Source organism: Methanobrevibacter millerae (assembly GCF_900103415.1).
GTDB classification, from domain to species: domain Archaea; phylum Methanobacteriota; class Methanobacteria; order Methanobacteriales; family Methanobacteriaceae; genus Methanocatella; species Methanocatella millerae.
The window spans coordinates 62,098-81,016 of record NZ_FMXB01000002.1 but is presented as its reverse complement, the minus strand read 5'-3'; the positions used below and the strand labels follow the sequence as shown (position 1 = coordinate 81,016).

16 protein-coding genes are annotated in these 18,919 nt (G+C 39.1%); 12 read left to right on the top strand and 4 right to left on the bottom strand.

Going from position 1 to position 18,919, the window contains the following annotated elements:
- Nucleotides 1-48 precede the first annotated feature (48 nt).
- Entirely contained in the window at nucleotides 49-1,551 is a 1,503-nt protein-coding gene (locus F3G70_RS01555; RefSeq protein ID WP_149730958.1) for a class I SAM-dependent DNA methyltransferase, read from the bottom strand.
- An 8-nt stretch (nucleotides 1,552-1,559) separates the two neighbouring features.
- Nucleotides 1,560-4,586, bottom strand: coding sequence for a type I restriction endonuclease subunit R (locus F3G70_RS01550; RefSeq protein ID WP_223165982.1), 3,027 nt, complete (start codon nucleotides 4,584-4,586; stop codon nucleotides 1,560-1,562).
- A 244-nt stretch (nucleotides 4,587-4,830) separates the two neighbouring features.
- On the opposite strand from F3G70_RS01550, the gene F3G70_RS01545 reads away from it, so the two are divergent.
- The 11 genes from F3G70_RS01545 to F3G70_RS01500 all read left to right on the top strand — a co-directional run bounded on the left by F3G70_RS01545 (nucleotide 4,831) and on the right by F3G70_RS01500 (nucleotide 14,395).
- Nucleotides 4,831-5,571: an SDR family NAD(P)-dependent oxidoreductase gene (locus tag F3G70_RS01545; protein WP_149730957.1), complete on the top strand. Its 741-nt coding sequence runs from the start codon at nucleotides 4,831-4,833 to the stop codon at nucleotides 5,569-5,571.
- Nucleotides 5,572-5,650: 79 nt separating this feature from the next.
- Nucleotides 5,651-7,933 (top strand): MSCRAMM family protein, encoded by a 2,283-nt coding sequence (locus F3G70_RS01540; RefSeq protein WP_149730956.1) that lies wholly within the window; start codon nucleotides 5,651-5,653, stop codon nucleotides 7,931-7,933.
- Between the two features lie 76 nt (nucleotides 7,934-8,009).
- The gene (gene gatC, locus F3G70_RS01535) at nucleotides 8,010-8,222 is read left to right on the top strand and encodes an Asp-tRNA(Asn) amidotransferase subunit GatC (RefSeq protein ID WP_149730955.1); all 213 of its coding nucleotides are present in this window, start codon (nucleotides 8,010-8,012) and stop codon (nucleotides 8,220-8,222) included.
- 15 nt (nucleotides 8,223-8,237) lie between these two features.
- Nucleotides 8,238-8,723 (top strand): amino acid-binding protein, encoded by a 486-nt coding sequence (locus F3G70_RS01530; RefSeq protein ID WP_149730954.1) that lies wholly within the window; start codon nucleotides 8,238-8,240, stop codon nucleotides 8,721-8,723.
- Nucleotides 8,724-8,730: 7 nt separating this feature from the next.
- Complete coding sequence (locus F3G70_RS01525) at nucleotides 8,731-9,750, top strand: homoserine dehydrogenase (RefSeq protein WP_149730953.1); 1,020 nt, start codon at nucleotides 8,731-8,733, stop codon at nucleotides 9,748-9,750.
- Nucleotides 9,751-9,784: 34 nt separating this feature from the next.
- Nucleotides 9,785-11,005 carry a cofactor-independent phosphoglycerate mutase gene (locus F3G70_RS01520; protein ID WP_149730952.1) on the top strand — a complete coding sequence of 407 codons (1,221 nt, stop codon included), beginning with the start codon at nucleotides 9,785-9,787 and terminating at the stop codon, nucleotides 11,003-11,005.
- 12 nt (nucleotides 11,006-11,017) lie between these two features.
- The gene (locus tag F3G70_RS01515; RefSeq protein WP_149730951.1) at nucleotides 11,018-11,656 is read left to right on the top strand and encodes a flavodoxin family protein; all 639 of its coding nucleotides are present in this window, start codon (nucleotides 11,018-11,020) and stop codon (nucleotides 11,654-11,656) included.
- A gap of 2 nt (nucleotides 11,657-11,658) precedes the next feature.
- The gene (locus tag F3G70_RS01510; RefSeq protein WP_149730950.1) at nucleotides 11,659-13,014 is read left to right on the top strand and encodes an MATE family efflux transporter; all 1,356 of its coding nucleotides are present in this window, start codon (nucleotides 11,659-11,661) and stop codon (nucleotides 13,012-13,014) included.
- Nucleotides 13,015-13,023: 9 nt separating this feature from the next.
- Nucleotides 13,024-13,188: a hypothetical protein gene (locus F3G70_RS11955; protein ID WP_188118021.1), complete on the top strand. Its 165-nt coding sequence runs from the start codon at nucleotides 13,024-13,026 to the stop codon at nucleotides 13,186-13,188.
- A 9-nt stretch (nucleotides 13,189-13,197) separates the two neighbouring features.
- Nucleotides 13,198-13,605, top strand: a complete 408-nt coding sequence (locus F3G70_RS01505; RefSeq protein WP_149730949.1) for a GNAT family N-acetyltransferase — start codon at nucleotides 13,198-13,200, stop codon at nucleotides 13,603-13,605.
- Nucleotides 13,606-13,615: 10 nt separating this feature from the next.
- Nucleotides 13,616-14,395, top strand: coding sequence for an alpha/beta hydrolase (locus tag F3G70_RS01500; protein WP_149730948.1), 780 nt, complete (start codon nucleotides 13,616-13,618; stop codon nucleotides 14,393-14,395).
- Here the strand turns inward: F3G70_RS01500 and F3G70_RS01495 are convergent.
- Nucleotides 14,384-15,115 carry a hypothetical protein gene (locus F3G70_RS01495; RefSeq protein WP_149730947.1) on the bottom strand — a complete coding sequence of 244 codons (732 nt, stop codon included), beginning with the start codon at nucleotides 15,113-15,115 and terminating at the stop codon, nucleotides 14,384-14,386. The two genes, F3G70_RS01500 and F3G70_RS01495, sit on opposite strands and share 12 nt — an antisense overlap.
- 53 nt (nucleotides 15,116-15,168) lie before the next feature.
- Entirely contained in the window at nucleotides 15,169-17,139 is a 1,971-nt protein-coding gene (locus F3G70_RS01490; protein ID WP_149730946.1) for a hypothetical protein, read from the bottom strand.
- Between the two features lie 111 nt (nucleotides 17,140-17,250).
- Here F3G70_RS01490 and F3G70_RS01485 point away from each other — a divergent pair, with 111 nt between their 5' ends.
- Nucleotides 17,251-18,867, top strand: a complete 1,617-nt coding sequence (locus F3G70_RS01485; RefSeq protein WP_149730945.1) for a CTP synthase — start codon at nucleotides 17,251-17,253, stop codon at nucleotides 18,865-18,867.
- Nucleotides 18,868-18,919 lie beyond the last annotated feature (52 nt).

Sequence of the window (18,919 nt, the reverse complement as noted above, 5' to 3'; positions counted from 1 at the left end):
TAAACTCAAATTTATCCCTCCATTTAATAAAAAATTCCAAACTCAAATTTAGAATTTAAATCCAATCTCCTTTAAACTTTGGCGAATCTTTTGTTCAAGCTCATTAGATTCTTTAAATAGTTCATCAAGCTCTTTAGTTAAATTAACCATTTTCACTTCAAATGGTATTCCATCATCTTCTTCTGGTTTAAATCCAACATAACGGCCAGGAGTTAAAATAAAATCATGTTTTTTAATTTCTTCCATGTCACTAACTTTACAGAATCCTTTTTCATCCTCTAAAGTGCCTTCTCCAAATTTAGTGAATGTATCAGCAATTAATTCAATGTCTTCATCAGTTAACTCACGTAATTTACGGGATACCATTGTTCCCATTTCACGTGCATCAATAAACAGTGTTTTTCCTTTTTGTTTTTTATCTCTGTTTAAGAACCATAAGCAAACTGGAATTCCTGTTGTATAGAATAATTGGGTTGGTAGAGCTACTATGCATTCAACCAAGTCATCTTCAACAATAGCTTGCCTTATTTTTCCTTCTCCTGAGGTTGTTGATGATAATGATCCGTTAGCCAGTACTAAACCAATTTTACCTTTTGGTGATAGATGATGTATCATATGTTGCATCCAAGCAAAGTTAGCGTTTCCTTTTGGCGGAATTCCATATTTCCACCTCACATCATCTTGCAATTGTTCTTGTCCCCATTTTTTAAGGTTGAATGGTGGATTCGCCATTACATAATCTGCTTTTAATGTTGGATGCAGATCGTTTAAGAAGGTGTCTTCTTGATGTTCTCCAAGGTCTGCTTCTATTCCTCTTATCGCTAAATTCATTTTAGCCATTTTCCATGTTGTTGGATTTGATTCTTGACCATACACAGAGATTTTTTTAATATTTCCTGCATGATTTTCAATAAAATTCTTGGATTGAACAAACATGCCCCCTGAACCACAACATGGGTCGTATACTCTTCCATCATATGGCTTTAATACTGAAACTAAGGTTTTTACAACACAGGCAGGTGTATAAAACTCGCCTGCTTTCTTGCCTTCAGTTTCTGCGAACATACTGAGACAATATTCGTATGTACGGCCTAAAATGTCTTTTTTATCTCCTTTTTCAGACATTTGTACATTTGTGAATATGTCAATTACAGCGCCAAGTTTCTTTTTATCCAATTCAGGTCTTGAGAAGTTTTTAGGTAGAATTCCTTTAAGTGATTTATTTTTATCTTCAATTGCTTTCATTGCATTATCAATAGTTAAACCATTTTCTTCAGTATTTGCTTTTTTAGCTATTTCTGACCAACGAGCTTCTGGTGGAACAAAGAATATATTTTCTGATGTGTATTCATCTATATCTTCTTCAAAGCCTTCTCCCTCATCTACAAGTTCCTGATATTTTTCTTCAAATTTATCGGATAAATATTTGAGAAAAATTAAACCTAACACTACATGTTTGTATTCAGCTGCATCCATTGAACCTCTAAGTTCATCTGCTGCATCCCAAATTTGTTTTTCAAAACCAATTTCTGAAATATTGTCTTTTGTCATTTAATCACCTAAGCTACTTCATCTACCCACAATTCACATTGTGCAATAACTTTATCTAAAGCGAAATCCATATCTTCTGGAGGATAATCGTATTTTTTAAGTAATCTTTTAACGATTTTCCTCATATTGGCACGGGAACTTTCTTTTTTCTGCCAATCGATTGTTCTGTTTTTTCTTAATGATTCGGTTAATTCTTGTGTTATTTTAATCAAAGTTTCATTGTCATAGAAGTCATGAATATTTTCTGGAAGTGCAATTGCATTATAGAATGCTAATTCTTCTTCCGTTAGACCTAGCTCTTCTCCTTCTAAATGTGCATCACGCAAACGTTTTGCAATTTTAATTAATTCTTCAATTACCTCATCATTAGTAATATGGCCATTAATGTAACTGTTCATTGTTTGTTTAATTAAATCGGAGAATTCTTCTGATTTAACGATATTTGTACGTTTATATCCGTTTATTTGGTCATTAAGTAATTTTTCTAAAAGAGAAATAGTTAAATTTTTAGATTCCATTGCACGTACTCTATCTAAAAATTCTGGGTCAAATAATGACACTTCATCACTTACATTAATGACATTAATAACACCGGTACTTTTAATGGACTGATTAAGCAGTTCTGTAATTTGTTTGTTTATTTCTGGAACTGTTAATGTATCTTTTGAAGATACCTTGACTAAAACTGTTCTCACGGCTTCAAAGAATGCCGCTTCAAATCTTTCTTCTTCGTTAGCCCTGCTTCTACATAATGATAGTGCTTTTTTAAGGAGTAATGATTCTTTTAAGTAATCTTTTTTTCTATCTTTTTGTGTTATGTCTTCCATGAAGTTTACTCCATCGCTTATGACTTTAGATCGCTCTAAATTACTTTCACCAAAGAATTTTGAGTAATCAAATCCATGGAATAAATCACGACATACTTCTAATTTTTCTCGGAATTTTGGGTAAGCTTTTTTATCAACATCCATGTCTCCATAGTTTTTATTATCTCTTTCTGTGTATTCGCTCATTGCTTTTTTAAGTTCTGATGCAATTCCAATATAATCAACAATGAGTCCTCCTTCTTTTCCTTTAAATACACGATTTACTCTTGCAATTGCCTGCATTAAATTATGTCCTTTCATTGGTTTGTAAACGTACATTGTTGCAAGGGAAGGAACATCAAATCCGGTAAGCCACATATCGACAACAATAGCTATTTTCATTGGGTCTTCATCATCCTTGAATTTGTTTTCAAGTTCTTTTTTGTAGGATTTATCTCCAATAATTTCATGCCATTCTTCCGGATCTTTATTGGAACCACTCATAACTACTTTTACTTTTTCATCCCAATCCGGACGTAGTTCTAATATTTTTTTATACATTTTTATGGCTATTGGGCGTGAATATGCTACAATCATTGCTTTTCCTGTTAATTCGTAAGCACGATTGTCTTCGTAGTGCTGGACAATATCTCTACATATGTCATCAATTATTTCTGGAGCTCCAAGCAATGATTCCATTTTACTTAATTCCCGTTTACTGCGTTCAATATTGTATTCTTCAGCTTGCTCTCGCAATTCCCAGTATTTTTCATCAATTTTTTGTAAAATTGCTTCATCTAATTGAATTTCAGCAATACGGCTTTCATAGCTTATTGGTACTGTTGCTCCATCTTCAACAGATTGTGTCATATCATAAATATCGATATAATTACCAAAAACTTCCCTAGTGCTTTTATCAGACCTTGAAATCGGTGTTCCTGTAAATCCGATGTATGTTGCATTTGGAAGTGCGTTACGGATACGGCGAGCAGCACCTATTTTAATTTCACCAGTTTTAGGGTCTACTTTTTCTTCCAGACCATATTGGCTTCTGTGTGCTTCATCAGAAATTACTATAACATCATCTCTATCGGTTAATGATTCATCATAATCATCAAACTTATGCATTGTTGAAAAGAAAATACCATTGGCTTTTCTATCATTCAATAAGTCTTTTAGGTTTTTCATGCTTGTGGCTTGTTTTGGGGTTTGTCTTAAAAAATCACTACATTTACTGAATTGTGAGAATAATTGGTCATCTAAATCATTACGGTCTGTTATAACAACGAAAGTTGGGCTTTCAAGTTCCTGTTGGAGTTTATTTACATAAAATACCATGGATAAGCTTTTTCCACTTCCCTGAGTATGCCAGAACACTCCTGCTTTATGGTCACTTTCAATTGCTTGGATGGTTGATTTAACGGCCTTATTAACTGCAAAGTATTGGTGATATGCGCCGAGAATCTTAATTTTTTTAGCGGAGTCATTAGAATAAACAATAAAGTTCTTTAATATATCTAAAAACCTATTTTTTTCAAAAATTCCTTCGAAAAATGTGGTAAAATCAGCCCATTGTGTTGATTCATAACTTCCATCGGTAGTTTTCCATTCCATGAATCTGTCTTCCGTTGAAGTTATTGTTCCTGCTTTTGAAATTGACAAATCACTCATAACGCAAAATGCATTATAATTAAATAAAACAGGTATCACTTGCATGTATTTTTTCAATTGTGTGTATGCATAGGAAGTATCGGCATCTTCTCTTGAAGGAGACTTTAATTCACATACAACTAAAGGCATACCATTGACAAAAACAACAACATCAGGAATTTTAGTTTCCTTATCTACAACAGTCCATTGATTAATAACACTGAATAAATTTGAGTCTAAATTATCAAAATCAACAAGTTTAACAAGAGTAGATTCTTCTTTTCCATCTTGCCAGTAATTCACAGAAACTCCATTTTGAAGATAAGACATGAATTTATTGTTAATATCTTCAAGTGAAGCAATACCAAAGTCCTGAATTACTTCAATAGCTTTATCAACTGCATTTTTATCTAAATTTCGGTTAATATTGTATAAATTTTCTAAATCCTGCATAAATAAAGGATTTTTATAGTCACGTTCAACGTCCGGACCATAATAATGGTTGTATCCCAAGGTTTCAAACAACTCAATTATTGATTCTTCATATGAATTTTCATTATAGAATGAAATTTTAACCACCCCGTACAATATTACTCACCTAGAGCAATATTGCTTTAACAATAGATTTATCACAACTTGTTATTAAGGTTAATTAAAAATACCTTAATTATTCCATTAAAAATAAGATTTGGAAGTATTAAAAAGTATAATTTCAATTGTAATTGAAATATGATTAGAAATATTCATTTTTCTAAAAAATTTTAAAAAATTTTATTATATTACAAAAACAAATATAATTATTACCAAAAAAAGGTGATAAAAAATGGCAAAAAATGCAATTATTACAGGCGGTTCCAGAGGAATCGGAAAAGCAATGGCTCTTAAACTTGGTGAACTCGGCTACAACGTAGCAATCAACTACAGAAGTGACTCATCCAAACAGTTGACCGAAGACCTCATTGAAGAAATCAAGTCCGAATACGGTGTGGAAGCTATTGCCGTACAGGCAGACGTAAGTAAATTCGAAGACTGCAAAAAGCTGGTTGAAGCAACCGTTGAAGCGTTCGGCGAAGAAATCGATGCTTTAATTAACAACGCAGGTATTACCAACAACTGCAACTTCATTGACCTTGAGCCTGAACAGTATGAGGCCGTTATCAACACCAATCTCGTAAGTATGATGCACATGTGCCACTTGTGCCTTCCATACATGGTTGACCGTGAAACGGCTATTGTATGTACGGCTTCCGTAGGCGGACTTACCGGTGTTATCAATCAGGCAGACTACTGCGCTGCTAAAACCGGCGTAATAGGTCTCTGCCGTGCTCTTGCTTTGGAATTCGCTCCAAGAAAAGTTCGTGTTAATTCAATAGCTCCGGGTATGATTATGACCGACATGCTTAGAGGCGTAAACCAGGATGAATTGAACGCTCTTGCAGCTACAATCCCTCTCGGCCACATCGGTGAAGTTGAAGAGATTGCAAGCGCTTTAGAGTACATCTTAACGGCCGATTATCTCACAGGACAAGTTATTTCTCCTAACGGAGGATTCGTTTTACAATAAGGTTTTTAAAACCTTATTCATTTATTTTTTTTTCAAATGCCGATAACTTTTTTATACAATCGCCAATAAAACAATTAATATGTTTAAAAGAGTACTCGTAATCTTATTATTTTTTTGTATAATACTATCTCCGGTTTATGCTGAAGATACAAATTTAACAGAACTACAGATATCACCGGAAGATATAATCACTGTTCAATCGCCCGACGATTCATCCACTTTCGTTGAGCTTGCAAACATGTCAAACTGCGAATGCTGTTCTTTTGTGATTCAGGAAAGGGATGAAACTGCTTTCGGATTTAGGCAGGACGGTCCGATGAACGGACACGGTCTGTTGCTTACTGCTACCCAATGGTACGGCGTTAACGTCATGAAACAGGAAATCGACACTCCATACGAGTACTTTTGCCATGCAATCATCACGGAAGACGGCTGGGTTTTCAGTGAAGGGGGAAGCCAATACAATGACTCTTCAAGGGCCATGGAGCAGATTGCCGCCACAATGCGTGCAAACAATGACATTTCAGCAGACTATCTCAATCAGGCAAAAAACATTCTTGCCCGTTATGGCTACGGCCATTTTCTAATCAAGGCTCCTGACGGACGATACGGTGTTGCATTTGCAAACACCTATTTCAAAGGGCTTTTGCAGGTCGGACAGTTCCTTGTGGTTCCCAATTATTATTCATATTACTTTTCAGGAAACTACAATAAATATTCATCAAATCCAATCGATGCAATAATCATCATGTGTTCCTATGAAAGCAGCGGCTATCACAGAAAGAATCTCATGACCTATGACTATAAGGTTCATGAATCCGAAATTGGGGTTTCCTATGGCATAGACATTTTCGCAACCAACGACAACGGACGCAATGTGGGAAGAAGCACTGGGAATATGGTAACTCACTTCTATTACAATGGACAGTACCATTCTCCTAATGAAATCCCTCAAAATCCCGGAAAGGTCTTTGTGGCAACCCATATCTTTAAAACTACCGAATTCAAAAATGTAATCCAGCTCATTTCAAGGCCGTATAATCTTGTAGTCGGAGTGCAGGAATCTATATACTACAGAATCAACTTTATCCATGCAGCAAGGACAATACTCTTTGATCTGGGCGATAACGTCGAGTTCATAAGTGCAGTAACTTCACACGGAAGCTACAAATTTAATCCACAGAATCATGTATTGTACTGGTATACGCCTGCTTCGGGAGATTCCAGGGATATAATAATCAACTTCTGTCCTTTAAGCGATGGAAATCATAAACTCCATGCAGAAATTGAGGCAATGGAGGAATCATATGATTTGGGCTATTACGTATCCCCGTACGGCGCTTACATTTCAACGTCCGACGTCACGAAATATGTTGGCGGATCCGAGGGTCTGGTCGTTCGCCTTGCGGATAAGAACAATTTCATTCCTGACGGTGAAAAGGTAGCTATATCCCTTAACGGAAAGACATATTATCGTGAAATAAACCATGACGGATACGTATCTCTGGCCATTAATTTGGCAAGCGGCGAATACAATGCAGTTGTCTCTTATGACGGGAAACTGGGTAAAAACAGGACTTCGGCTAAAATCACGGTAAAGCCAACTGCATTCGGCAAGGACATTGAAAAGTACTATAAAAACGGCACCCAGTATTACGCATCCTTTTTGGACACCAGCGGAAATCCGTTAAAAAACACTGCTGTCAAGTTCAACATCAACGGGGTTTTCTACACAAGAAATACCGATGCCAGCGGTGTTGCCAAGCTTAACATCAATCTGGCTCCGGGAAAATATGTCATAACTGCCATCAACACCAATAACGACAAGGTGAGCAATACTATTCTCGTCAGGCCGGTGCTCGTTGAAAACCGTGACGTTGTAAAGTACTACAGAAACGATACCCAATACACCTTAAAGGTTATAGACGGTGAGGGCAATCCCTTAAGCGGCGCGAAAGTAACCTTCAACATCAACGGGGTTTTCTACACACGAACGTCTGATGAAAATGCAACGGTTAAATTGAATATCAACCTTGCTCCTGGAAGCTATATAATAACCGCCACTTACGACGGGGCGTCCGTTTCCAATAACATTAGGGTATTGACAAGGCTGTATACTCATGATCTGTTCATGAACTGCAGGGACGGCACCAGATTCAGGGCTGTCGTTTTGAATGAAGGGGGTGGACTGATGCCTAATCAGAACGTAACATTCAACATCAACGGCGTTTTTTACAATCGCACTTCCGATTCAAATGGTGTAGTCAGCTTAAAGATTAATTTAGACCCTGGCAAATATCTTATCACTTCATCATGGAACGATTATGCAGTATCCAATACAATTACCGTAAAATCAAACTAATTTTTTTTAATCTTTAACTTTATTAATATTAAAAAACATAACTATATTTATTATTTACAATTAGGAGTAAAATTTTATGTCAATTGAAAAAGATGCAGAAAAGATTATTGATGAATTTTCAAAAACTTTGGATAATATTCCTGATTCAGAAGAAACCTGGTATATTACCGATAACTTAAATTTAACCCGTGAAGACGTACCTCACGAAAAAAACCCTGAAAAGATTTTAAGAAATGCTCACATTGACAAGGACGGCAATCTTAAAGTTAAAAAAGCGGATTGGGTATAATTAAGGTGATTAAATATGAGAATGAACTTAGTTCTTGAGCTTTTGGATGTCCCTGGACAGCTTGTTTCCGTTTTGGAACCTATAAGCGGCCTCGGTGCAAATCTTGTAACGGTCATCCATAAAAGGGATTCCAAAAATGAAAAAGGAAAGATTCCGGTTCAACTTACTTTGGAAGGCGAACAGGAAAATCTTAGCCGTGTAATCAAAAGATTCAATGATTTGAACATTACAATCATCGAAAAAGATGGCATGATCAACAAGGAATTAATAAGCACCATTCTAATCGGCCATATCGTTGACAATGATGTAAGGGACACTACCGACAGAATCAATAAGCTGGACGGCGTTTATGTGGTCGGATTTGACATCAAGCTTGACGGCGAAGATAAGTCAACTGCACTGATTAATCTGGAAATCGATTACGGCAAAAAACAGTTCGCTTTTGATGAAATAGCAAAAATAGCTAAAGAAAAAGATTTACTTATGATTAACGAGGTTTAGTGATATTATGAAGGAATGTAGAATTATTATAATGGGATTTGGTGCTGTCGGCCAAGGTATAGCACGCGCAATTTCATTAAAGAAGGCTATGATTAAGCAAGATTATGGTGTGGAACTTAAGGTTGTAGCTGCTGCCGATTCATCCTCCTCAGCAATCTGTCAGGAAGGTCTGGATGAAATGATGCTTGTTCACATTAAAAACAGCGAAGGCAGGCTGTCCGCTTACAGGGATTGCGGAACCAACATGAGCGGCCTTGACGTTTTGGATGCCGTTGAATACGATTTGCTGATGGAAGCTACTCCTACCAATATCGAAACAGCTGAACCCGCATTGTCATTAACGCTTAAGGCATTTGAACAGGGCAAGGATGTTGTCACCTCCAATAAGGGACATTTGGCATTGAAATTCTCTGAAGTAACTCAGGCTGCCGAAGACAACGGTGTCGAATTCAAGTACGAAGCCAGTGTCGGCGGAGCAATGCCTATCATCAACTTTACCCGCGATACCCTTTCATCATGCGGCATAGAATCAATCGTCGGTATCTTGAACGGTACCACCAATTACATCCTCTCAAGAATGACTTCAGAAGGATCATCCTATGACATTACTTTAAAGGAGTCTCAGGAATTGGGTATTGCGGAGACAAACCCTACACAGGATGTTGAAGGTATAGATGCAGCATGCAAGACGGTAATTTTAGCCAATTCACTTTTGGGCATTGACGCAACCTATGATGACGTTGAAGTGGAGGGAATTTCCAATATCACTTCACAGGCAATCGAACTTGCCAAAAAGGACGGTTATCTAATCAAGCTGATAGCTGAAGTTTCACCTAAGAATCTGAAAGTGGCTCCTAGGCTGGTTAAGATGGGAAGCTCATATGACGTAAGCGGAACATTGAACATGGCTACCATCAAAACGGATCTGGCCGGTGAAATAACCGTTATGGGACTCGGTGCAGGTTCTTTGGAAACCGCATCTGCGATGTTGACTGACGTAATTAGTATTTTAAAGACCAAATACTAATTATCTTTTATTCTTTTTTTGGGACTTTGATATTATGAAATATGTAATTTTTATTCCTGATGGCGCTAGTGACTTACCAATTGACGAATTAGACGGAAAAACACCATTACAAGTAGCGAAAACTCCAAACATCGATAAATTAGCTGAAAACGGATTTGGAGGTTTTACAAATAACGTTCCCGACGGCTACACTCCGGGCTCAGACGTTGCAAACATGAGCATTTTCGGATACAATCCTGCCGAGTACTACACCGGACGTGGACCCCTTGAAGCGGGAAGCGTCGGAATAAAGACAACGCCAAGGGACGTAATCTTCAGGTGCAATACCATAACGGAAAAGGATGACATGATGGATGACTTCAATGCAGGCCACATCACTTCCGAAGAGGCGGCCGTGCTGATGGATGCATTAAATGAATACTTCAATGAAAAATACGATGACTTCAGGGGAAAATTCTACGCAGGAATAAGCTACAGGCACTTATTCGTATACTCATGCGAGAGTGATGAGGACGCTGAACTGCTTGCAAATTTAGATACCGTACCTCCCCATGACATTTCAGGCAAAAGCCTGACGGAATACACTTCCTGGAGCGAAGATCTTGAAATCAAAATGAGGGACATCATGTATGAAGCCCAGGAAGTCTTAAAAGACCATGAAGTCAACCTTAAAAGGATTGATGAAGGAAAGGCTCCTGCAAACATGGTATGGTTCTGGGGACAGGGTCTGACTCCGAAACTGTCTGACTTCAAGGAAACTTACGGATTATCTGCTGCCGTAATTACAGGCGTTGACCTGCTTAAGGGAATCGGAATATTCGCCAATATGGACATTATAGACGTTCCGGGAGCAACAGGATTTTTCGATACTGATTATAAGGCCAAAGGTGAATATGGAATAGAAGCACTCAAAACTCATGACGTACTCTTTATCCATATAGAAGCTCCCGACGAAGCAGGACACGCCCAACTGATAGATGAAAAGGTAAAGGCAATCGAAAGAATCGACGAGTTCATTGTAGGGCCTGTCATGGAAAGTCTTGAGGGTCAGGACTTCAAGGCAGCTATTTTACCTGACCATCCAACGCCGATTTCAATCGGAACCCACACACGTGACGACATACCGCTGGTTGTTTACGCTTCAGGCAGGACAGGTGACGGATGCACTTCATTCGATGAAGAGGGCGTAAAGACAGGCTCAATCGAAAAGCAGGAAGGCTATAAGTTAATGTCAAGATTAATAAATGAATTTTAAGGAGATATTTTTATGAAGGTAATACTTGTTAATGGAAGTCCTCACAAAAACGGATGTACCTATACGGCATTATGTGAGGTTGAAAAGACCCTAAACGAAAACGGTATAGAAACGGAAATTTTCTGGATTGGCGTCAAGCCCGTATTAAGCTGTACTGCATGCACCAAATGCAGCGAACTTGGAAAATGTGCCTTTGACAACGGCAAGGTCAATGAATTTGTTGAAAAGGCATATGATGCAGACGGATTCATATTCGGCTCACCTGTTCACTATGCTGCAGCCACCGGTGCAATAACTTCATTTTTAGGCAGGTCATTTTACTCAAACGGCCACGGAAAAGGCGCAGACGCATTCAGATTCAAGCCTGCGGCGGCCATAGTATCCGCCAGAAGGTCCGGTACCACCGCAACATTTGACCAGCTGAATAAATTCATGACAATTTCCCAGATGCCCGTAATATCATCAGTATACTGGAACGCCGTTCACGGAAACACTCCTGAAGAGGTAATGCAGGATGAGGAAGGTTTATTCACGATGAGACAAATAGGCAAAAACATGGCTTATTTTTTAAAATGCATTGAAGCAGGTCGTGAAAAAGGTTTAAAACCGGATATGAGTGAGTCAAAACCAAGAACCAATTTTATTAGATAAAAATGAACATATTCAAGACTCCTGAAGGCTACCTGTTCTCAAATAAGGCACTGCTCTATCTCTTCATTCCATTGCTGATAGAGATGTCCCTGGAGTTTTTTGTCGGCCTTGCGGATTCGATAATGGTTGCATCATTGGGCGAAGCCGCAATTTCAGGAGTTTCCCTTGTTGACTTTTTAATGCAGCTTTTAATTTTCTCTTTTTCCGCACTTGCAACGGGCGGTGCGGTAATCGCCGGACAGTACTTGGGAGATAAAAAACCGGATAATGCACGTGACGCTTCCAACCAGCTCGTATGGTTTTCAGCCATTTCATCAGCCGTTTTCATGGTCATTGTCATTCTTTTAAGGTCATTATTCATAGGAGTTCTTTTCGGCCACATTGAAGCTGACGTATGGACGAACGCTGACATTTACCTCACGATTGTGGCATTATCAATACCGTTCATTGCAATATACAATGCAGGCGCAGCATTATTCAGAACCACTAACAACGCATCTCTTCCGATGAAGGTAATGGCGTTCTGTGATATATTAAATGTGATTGGAAATGCATTCTGTATTTATTATCTTGGCTGGGGCGTTGAAGGCGTAGCCATTCCGACCGTGCTTTCAAGACTTTTATCGGCGCTTATAATACTTCATTTCGTTTTGGATGAGAACTATGAACTGCATATCAAAAGGACGCTGAGACATAAATTCGACTGGAAAGTATTGACAAACGTGCTGAATGTGGGAATTCCCTACGGAATCGAAAACGGACTCTTTCAGCTGGGCCGCATTCTGGTGCTGAGCATTGTTTCAACATTCGGAACCATGGCGATAGCCGCAAATTCCGTAGGATACTCCATAGGGATATTTTCAGTTCTTCCAGGTTTTGCAATTAACTTGGGGCTTACGGCAGTCATTTCAAGATGTGTCGGCGCAAACGATTACGAGCAGGCAAAATATTACAACAAAAAGATAATTTTAATAGTGTTCATATCCCATATAATAATTAATGTAGCCATTTTTGTATTGCTGCCGTTTATTCTGGAAGTTTATCAGCTGTCTAGCCAGACGGCCGCAATGACAACGGAGATGGTTATTTGGCACGGCATATTTGCAGTAATAATCTGGCCGATTGCATTTACGCTTCCTTCAACCTTCAGGGGAGCGGGAGATTCAAAATCGGTGATGTACATAAGCCTTGCAGTAATGTTTACATGCAGAATAGCCCTTTCATATGTAATAGCCGACTGGATGGGCGTTGGAGTGTTCGGAACATGGATAGCGATGTTTATCGACTGGTATGTGAGGGCAGCCATTTACGTTTACAGATATTTCTCCGGAAAATGGATGGAATACAGGGCAGTTTGAGGTGAAAAAATGTTTGAAGAAAATGCTGAGGCAATAAACCAAAATTTTGAAACTATAGTGAAAAATCAGGGTTCTATAATCAGAAATCAGAACCAGATAATGAAAAATCAGGTAATCATGGACAAAAAATTAAACGAATTGAACGAAAAACTGGAAAAGTTGCTTAATGAATAAGGCGATATCATGGGTGAAATCGTTTATAAGGACTTTCATGACTTTAAAAGTGATGATTTAAAAGATCTTTTTTTATCTGTAGGGTGGTCTTCAGGACACTTTCCCGAAAAGCTAGTCGTTGCAATGAAAAACTTCGAAACGGTAATTTCCGCATGGAACGGAGATGAACTGGTAGGGTTAATATCAGCGATGGATGACGGAATAATGACTGCATACATCCATTACCTGCTTGTAAAGCCGGAATACCAGTCAAAGGGAATAGGACATGAACTGGTTTTAAAGGTAAAAGACATTTATAAGGATTATCTTCGCATAGTTATCGTAGCATACAATGATGAAGTGGAGTTTTATGAAAACTGCGGATTTGAAAAGGCGGACGACGCAAGTCCTATGTTTATAACCGATTTGTGGACATGAGGTGTTAATAATGGTTCTTTTTAGGGGAGACATCAAATGCAAAAGCCTTCAGAGAAGAACGTCAATAAGCGTTATTCTCCCGGCGGACAACATTCATTTTTTAAATGATACTGAAGAAATCGTTGAAAAGCCTTATAAGACACTGTATCTGCTTCATGGTTTATATGGAAGCGATGACATCTTTTTGGCAAATACTTCGGTTCAGAAATTCGCTGAAGATAATGGAATAGCCATTGTAATTCCATGCGGCGAAAACAGCTTCTATCTTGATGATGTAAAATCACACAGGCTCTTCGGTGAATATGTAGGCCAGGAACTTCTTGACATTACGCGAGGCATTTTCCCTCTTTCAGATAAGCGTGAAGATACCTATATTGCAGGATTTTCAATGGGAGGATACGGTGCCATCAGAAACGGATTGAAGTACTGCGACAACTTCTCAAAAATAGGAATGATTTCAGCTGCATTAATAACCGACGATATAGTCAATTACGGCGATAATACAAACGTTTTATACTCAAAAGACTTTTATGAATCAGTTTTCGGTGATTTGGATAATGTAGCAGAATCCGACAAGGATCCGAAATGGCTGGCTGAAAACTGCGAAAACGTCCCTGAAATATTCATGTACTGCGGACTAGACGATTTTCTCTTTGAAAAAAATGCTGATTTTTACAGGTTCCTTAAATCAAGGGATATTGATGCCACCTTCGTTGGGGCTGAAGGCGAGCATACATGGGAATTCTGTGATGAATTCGTAAAGGAATTCATCAAGACCCTAAAACTTTAGACTGTCGATTGCACGGATAAGCTCCAGCATATGGGAATCCTTCTCGTTTTGTGATGCAAAACTGTATTCCTCAAAGTAAAATGCCGGAACCCCATTCTCATTTAACGGTACGGTCAGGTAAGGTCCGCTTGTTGTTGATTCAGGTGAATAATAGGAAATGTTTTCACATTTGCCTGCAACCTCACTTCCATACTTTTCGCCAGGGCATTCATTGACCGGACTGAACACGAATGTCTTGTATGGATATGCTCCGACGTTTGAGTGAACGTCAACTGCCAGCTTGTATCCGCCCTTTACGATTTGCGGATATACGTATTTGTATGCCAGATTCTGTCCGTTCTGCCTTCCCTGGCTGTTGTCTGATGCGCCGTCACCGTAATAACCTACATCTTCTGTCACGTTAATTATATAGATGTCATAACAGTAATTAAGATTGTCAAGGGTTGGAAGAAGTTTTACCAGTGTTTCGTGGGTTTCATGTTCCAGAGGGTGAAGCCCGACAACGTAAGCTATCTTTTCGCCGTTGGGATTTCCAACGTTTCTTATTACTTCAACGCTTCCCGGATCATCTGAACTGTTTGCAATAACCTCTCTGACTGCTGAAGCACTGTTTACAGATTCAATTGGATTATTGCCTGACATTAAACTCTGATTGAATACAAAAGCTATTCCTCCGGCTAAAATCACGATAATCAGTAATAATATGAGAATTTTCTTCATTTTTAATGCTCCTATAAAAAAAATAAAATGTAAGATAAGTTGAATTATCTTACCTAAAGTTTCAATCCGTCCACAGCATAAAGGAGCTGTCTCATGTGAGCGTCCATGCTTCCCTGCGGTTCATGGCTGTATTCCTCGTAGTAGAATGCAGGAACCCCATGTTGGTTTAAAGGAATGGTCAGGGACGGTCCGCTTGACGTTGTACTTATCTGGTAATAGTTTACGTTTGGACACCTGCTTGCAACGTTTCTTGCGATTTTTTCTCCAGCTCCGCCTGTAACCGGAGAGAATACGAATGCAGGAACTCCATATCCTGTATTTGAGTGAACGTCGATTGCAAGTGAATATCCTCCGTTAACGATTTGAGGATATACGTAGTTACGTGCTATGTATTGTCCGTTCTGTCTTCCAGGACTGTTGTCTGATGCGCCGTCACCGTAATAGCCGATATCTTCGGTTACTGTAATTACGTAGATGTCATAGCAGTAGTTCAGACCAGGAATTGTAGGCAATATCTTAAGCAGCGTTTCGTGGGTTCTGTGTTCCAGCGGGTGAACTCCAACCACATAAGCTATTTTCTTGGCGTTAGGGTTTCCAACGTTTCTGATGACTTGAAGAGTTCCCTTTTCAACCAGCAGCTTATTGGAAATGGTGCTGCCGTCATAGCTTGCGGTAATCGTGTAGTATCCTTTTGTAAGGAATGACAATTGAAAAGTAGCTACTCCCTGTGAATTCGTAGTTGCATAGAATGTCTGGCCGTTGATGTTTGCGGTAATTGTTTTTCCAGCGTCAGGCTGTCCAACGTCATTGACCAGCGTTACAGGATAAGCCTTGCCTTCAGTACAGGTATTGACGTCCCTTCCAGTCAGTTTAGGCAATACCTTAATATTTGATGATTTCTTGAGATGGTTGTCAAGCCTTTCGGCAGTTAATCTGTAGTCTCCAGGCTGCAGGTTGATTGCAAGAGTAGCTATTCCGTCAGCGTTGGTCTGGCGGTTGTAAAAGATTCCGTTGATGTTGAATGAAATCATTGTGTTTGCCAGTGGCTTTCCTTTGTCATCCAATACCTTTACATTGACTTGGGAGCCGTTCCTGAAGTATTTGACTAAATCGTTACAGAAAAGCGTATTTAAAACAGTAACGTCGGATGACATCATAAGGCTGTTATCGTCACGCTGGGCGGTCAGCACGTATTTTCCAGGATCCAGATTTATGTTGAACTTAACTGTTCCGTTCTTATCGCTTGTGCGTTTATATTTAACTCCATTAATGTTAATGGTCACGCCGGCATTGGCTTGAGGATTTCCCTCGCTGTCAAGCAGCGTTGCCTTGAACTGGGTTGCGTTTTTGTAGTATTTCACCACATCTTCACAGAAAAGCGTATTTAAAACAGTAACCTTATTTGATGCCTTGAGGCCGGTGTCTTCACGCTCCAGGGTCAGCACGTATTCGCCAGGATTCAGGTTAATGTTGAAGTTAACCGTTCCGTTCTTGTCGCTTGTGCGTTTATATTTGACCCCATTGATGTTGATTGCTACAGGGACATTTGCTTCAGGACTTCCCGTGCCGTTTAAAAGCGTAGCATGGTATTGTGAAGCGTTCTTGAAGTATTTGGTTAAATCTGAAGAGATAATGGTAGCCAATACCGTGATGTTGTTTGTAACTGTGGCATTGTCATAGCAGCTTTTGGCAGTAATCTGGTATTCGCCGGGATTCAGGTTAATGTTCATCCGGGCTATTCCGTCGCTTACGTTTCTTATGTAGCTATTTCCATTAATCGTAAATTCAACTTGCGTATTGTTCAGTTTTGTATGGTTTTCATCGAAAACCTGAACTTCATATTGAGAATCGTTCTTATAGTATTTCACTAAATCATTGCCGATAATCGTGCTGTTGTCATCTGTTTCCACTTCAATGCCTGAATCATTGTCGTTAGTTAGGGTATCATTCAATTCGTCTGCGCTAACAGCGCTTATTGAAAAAATCAGAATTAACAGCAGAGTCAGCAGATATATCTTTTTCAAAAGAGTACCCCCATTTTTTATATGTTAATATTTTAATTTTTCATGTTATAATTACTTTCTATTTAATTTTATATATCATAAAAGACTAAAAGAATAATATAATATTTTACTATGGAGAGGATTTTTCTGACAAAATATATTATTATTACTGGAGGAGTTGTAAGTTCTATTGGTAAAGGAATTACTTCAGCTTCAATGGGTAGGATTTTAAGATCCTACGGTTTGAAAGTCTCAGCCATTAAAATCGACCCGTATCTGAACTGGGATTCAGGAACTCTCAATCCTTATCAGCACGGTGAGGTTTTCGTAACTCATGACGGTATGGAAACCGATTTGGATTTAGGCCATTATGAGAGATTTTTAGACGTTGAACTGGAAGGTTTTGCCAATATAACTACTGGTAAAGTTTATGAATCTGTTATCAAAAAGGAAAGGGAAGGCGGATACCTGGGCGAATGCGTGCAGGTCATTCCTCACATCACTAACCGAATCAAGGAAATGATAAGGGAAACTTCCGAGAAAAAGGATTATGACGTTGTATTGATTGAACTTGGCGGTACCGTTGGGGACATTGAAAGCCAGCCGTTTTTAGAGGCCTTAAGGCAATTGCGTAACGAGGAAGGCTCTAAAAACGTGATGTTTGTTCACGTTACTTTCATTCCGTACCTTAACGCCGCAGGCGAGTTCAAGACAAAGCCTACCCAGCACTCAACCAAGGAACTGAGAAGTATGGGTATCAATCCGGACGTAATCGTCTGCAGGTCACAGGTCCACATCGACGACGCCCTTTTGGGCAAGGTGGCTCACTTCTGTGACGTGGACGTTGACGCTGTCGTTAATACTCCGGATGCAGGTTCAATCTATGAAGTTCCTCTTGTTTTGGAAGAAAAGAAAATCGGCCAGCTAATCGTCAACAGAATCGGCCTTGACATCGAAGCGGATTCTTCCAAACTGGACGATTGGGCTCGCATCGTCGATTCTCTGAAAATTGACAGTCCAAGCGTAACGATAGGTATTGTCGGAAAATACGTTGAGCTAGAAGATGCCTATATCAGCATACGTGAATCTCTCCAGCACGCAGCAGCCAGCATAGGCGTCAAGGCGAATATCGAATATTTAAGCTCAGACGTTGATGAACTGGACGCTGATGCAATGGCAAACTTCGACGGCATTCTCATTCCAGGAGGATTCGGAGAACGTGGATTTGAAGGAAAACTGGACGCAGTCGAATACGCAATTCAAAATAACGTTCCCCTTTTCGGAATCTGTCTGGGTATGCAGTCAATGGTTACCCAGTTTGCAAGGCGCAACGGATACGCCGACGCCAACAGTTCCGAGTTCGATGATAATCTCACACATCCCGTCATTGACATGATGGAAGAGCAGAAGAAAATCAAGAACATGGGCGGTACCATGCGTTTAGGTTCCTATGACTGTAAGATTGTTGAAGGAACTAAAACGTTTGAGGCCTATGGTGAAACCGACATCGAAGAGCGTCACAGACACAGATATGAGTTCAATAACGATTACAGAAAAGAATTGCAGGATAAAGGTTTAATCATTTCAGGTACAAGTCCAGATGATTTCCTCGTTGAAATCGTGGAATTCCCGAACCATCCTTGGGCTATAGGATGTCAGTTCCACCCTGAATTCAAGTCAAGACCTAACAGGCCACATCCTTTATTCAAGTCATTTTTAGAAGCCATTAACGAGTATTCTAAAAATTAACTTCTTTCTTTAATCTTTTTACTTTCTTTTTGATTTTTACTTTTTTCTTGAA

What these genes read in the sequence shown, in the direction of transcription:
- F3G70_RS01515 (WP_149730951.1), top strand. Translation starts at nt 11,018, where the DNA reads ATGAAGGTAATACTTGTTAATGGAAGTCCTCACAAAAACGGATGTACC.
- F3G70_RS01495 (WP_149730947.1), bottom strand. Translation starts at nt 15,115, where the DNA reads ATGAAGAAAATTCTCATATTATTACTGATTATCGTGATTTTAGCCGGA.
- F3G70_RS01520 (WP_149730952.1), top strand. Translation starts at nt 9,785, where the DNA reads ATGAAATATGTAATTTTTATTCCTGATGGCGCTAGTGACTTACCAATT.
- F3G70_RS01500 (WP_149730948.1), top strand. Translation starts at nt 13,616, where the DNA reads ATGGTTCTTTTTAGGGGAGACATCAAATGCAAAAGCCTTCAGAGAAGA.
- F3G70_RS01485 (WP_149730945.1), top strand. Translation starts at nt 17,251, where the DNA reads ATGGAGAGGATTTTTCTGACAAAATATATTATTATTACTGGAGGAGTT.
- F3G70_RS01505 (WP_149730949.1), top strand. Translation starts at nt 13,198, where the DNA reads ATGGGTGAAATCGTTTATAAGGACTTTCATGACTTTAAAAGTGATGAT.
- F3G70_RS01540 (WP_149730956.1), top strand. Translation starts at nt 5,651, where the DNA reads ATGTTTAAAAGAGTACTCGTAATCTTATTATTTTTTTGTATAATACTA.
- F3G70_RS01545 (WP_149730957.1), top strand. Translation starts at nt 4,831, where the DNA reads ATGGCAAAAAATGCAATTATTACAGGCGGTTCCAGAGGAATCGGAAAA.
- F3G70_RS01525 (WP_149730953.1), top strand. Translation starts at nt 8,731, where the DNA reads ATGAAGGAATGTAGAATTATTATAATGGGATTTGGTGCTGTCGGCCAA.
- F3G70_RS01555 (WP_149730958.1), bottom strand. Translation starts at nt 1,551, where the DNA reads ATGACAAAAGACAATATTTCAGAAATTGGTTTTGAAAAACAAATTTGG.
- gatC (WP_149730955.1), top strand. Translation starts at nt 8,010, where the DNA reads ATGTCAATTGAAAAAGATGCAGAAAAGATTATTGATGAATTTTCAAAA.
- F3G70_RS11955 (WP_188118021.1), top strand. Translation starts at nt 13,024, where the DNA reads ATGTTTGAAGAAAATGCTGAGGCAATAAACCAAAATTTTGAAACTATA.
- F3G70_RS01530 (WP_149730954.1), top strand. Translation starts at nt 8,238, where the DNA reads ATGAGAATGAACTTAGTTCTTGAGCTTTTGGATGTCCCTGGACAGCTT.
- F3G70_RS01510 (WP_149730950.1), top strand. Translation starts at nt 11,659, where the DNA reads ATGAACATATTCAAGACTCCTGAAGGCTACCTGTTCTCAAATAAGGCA.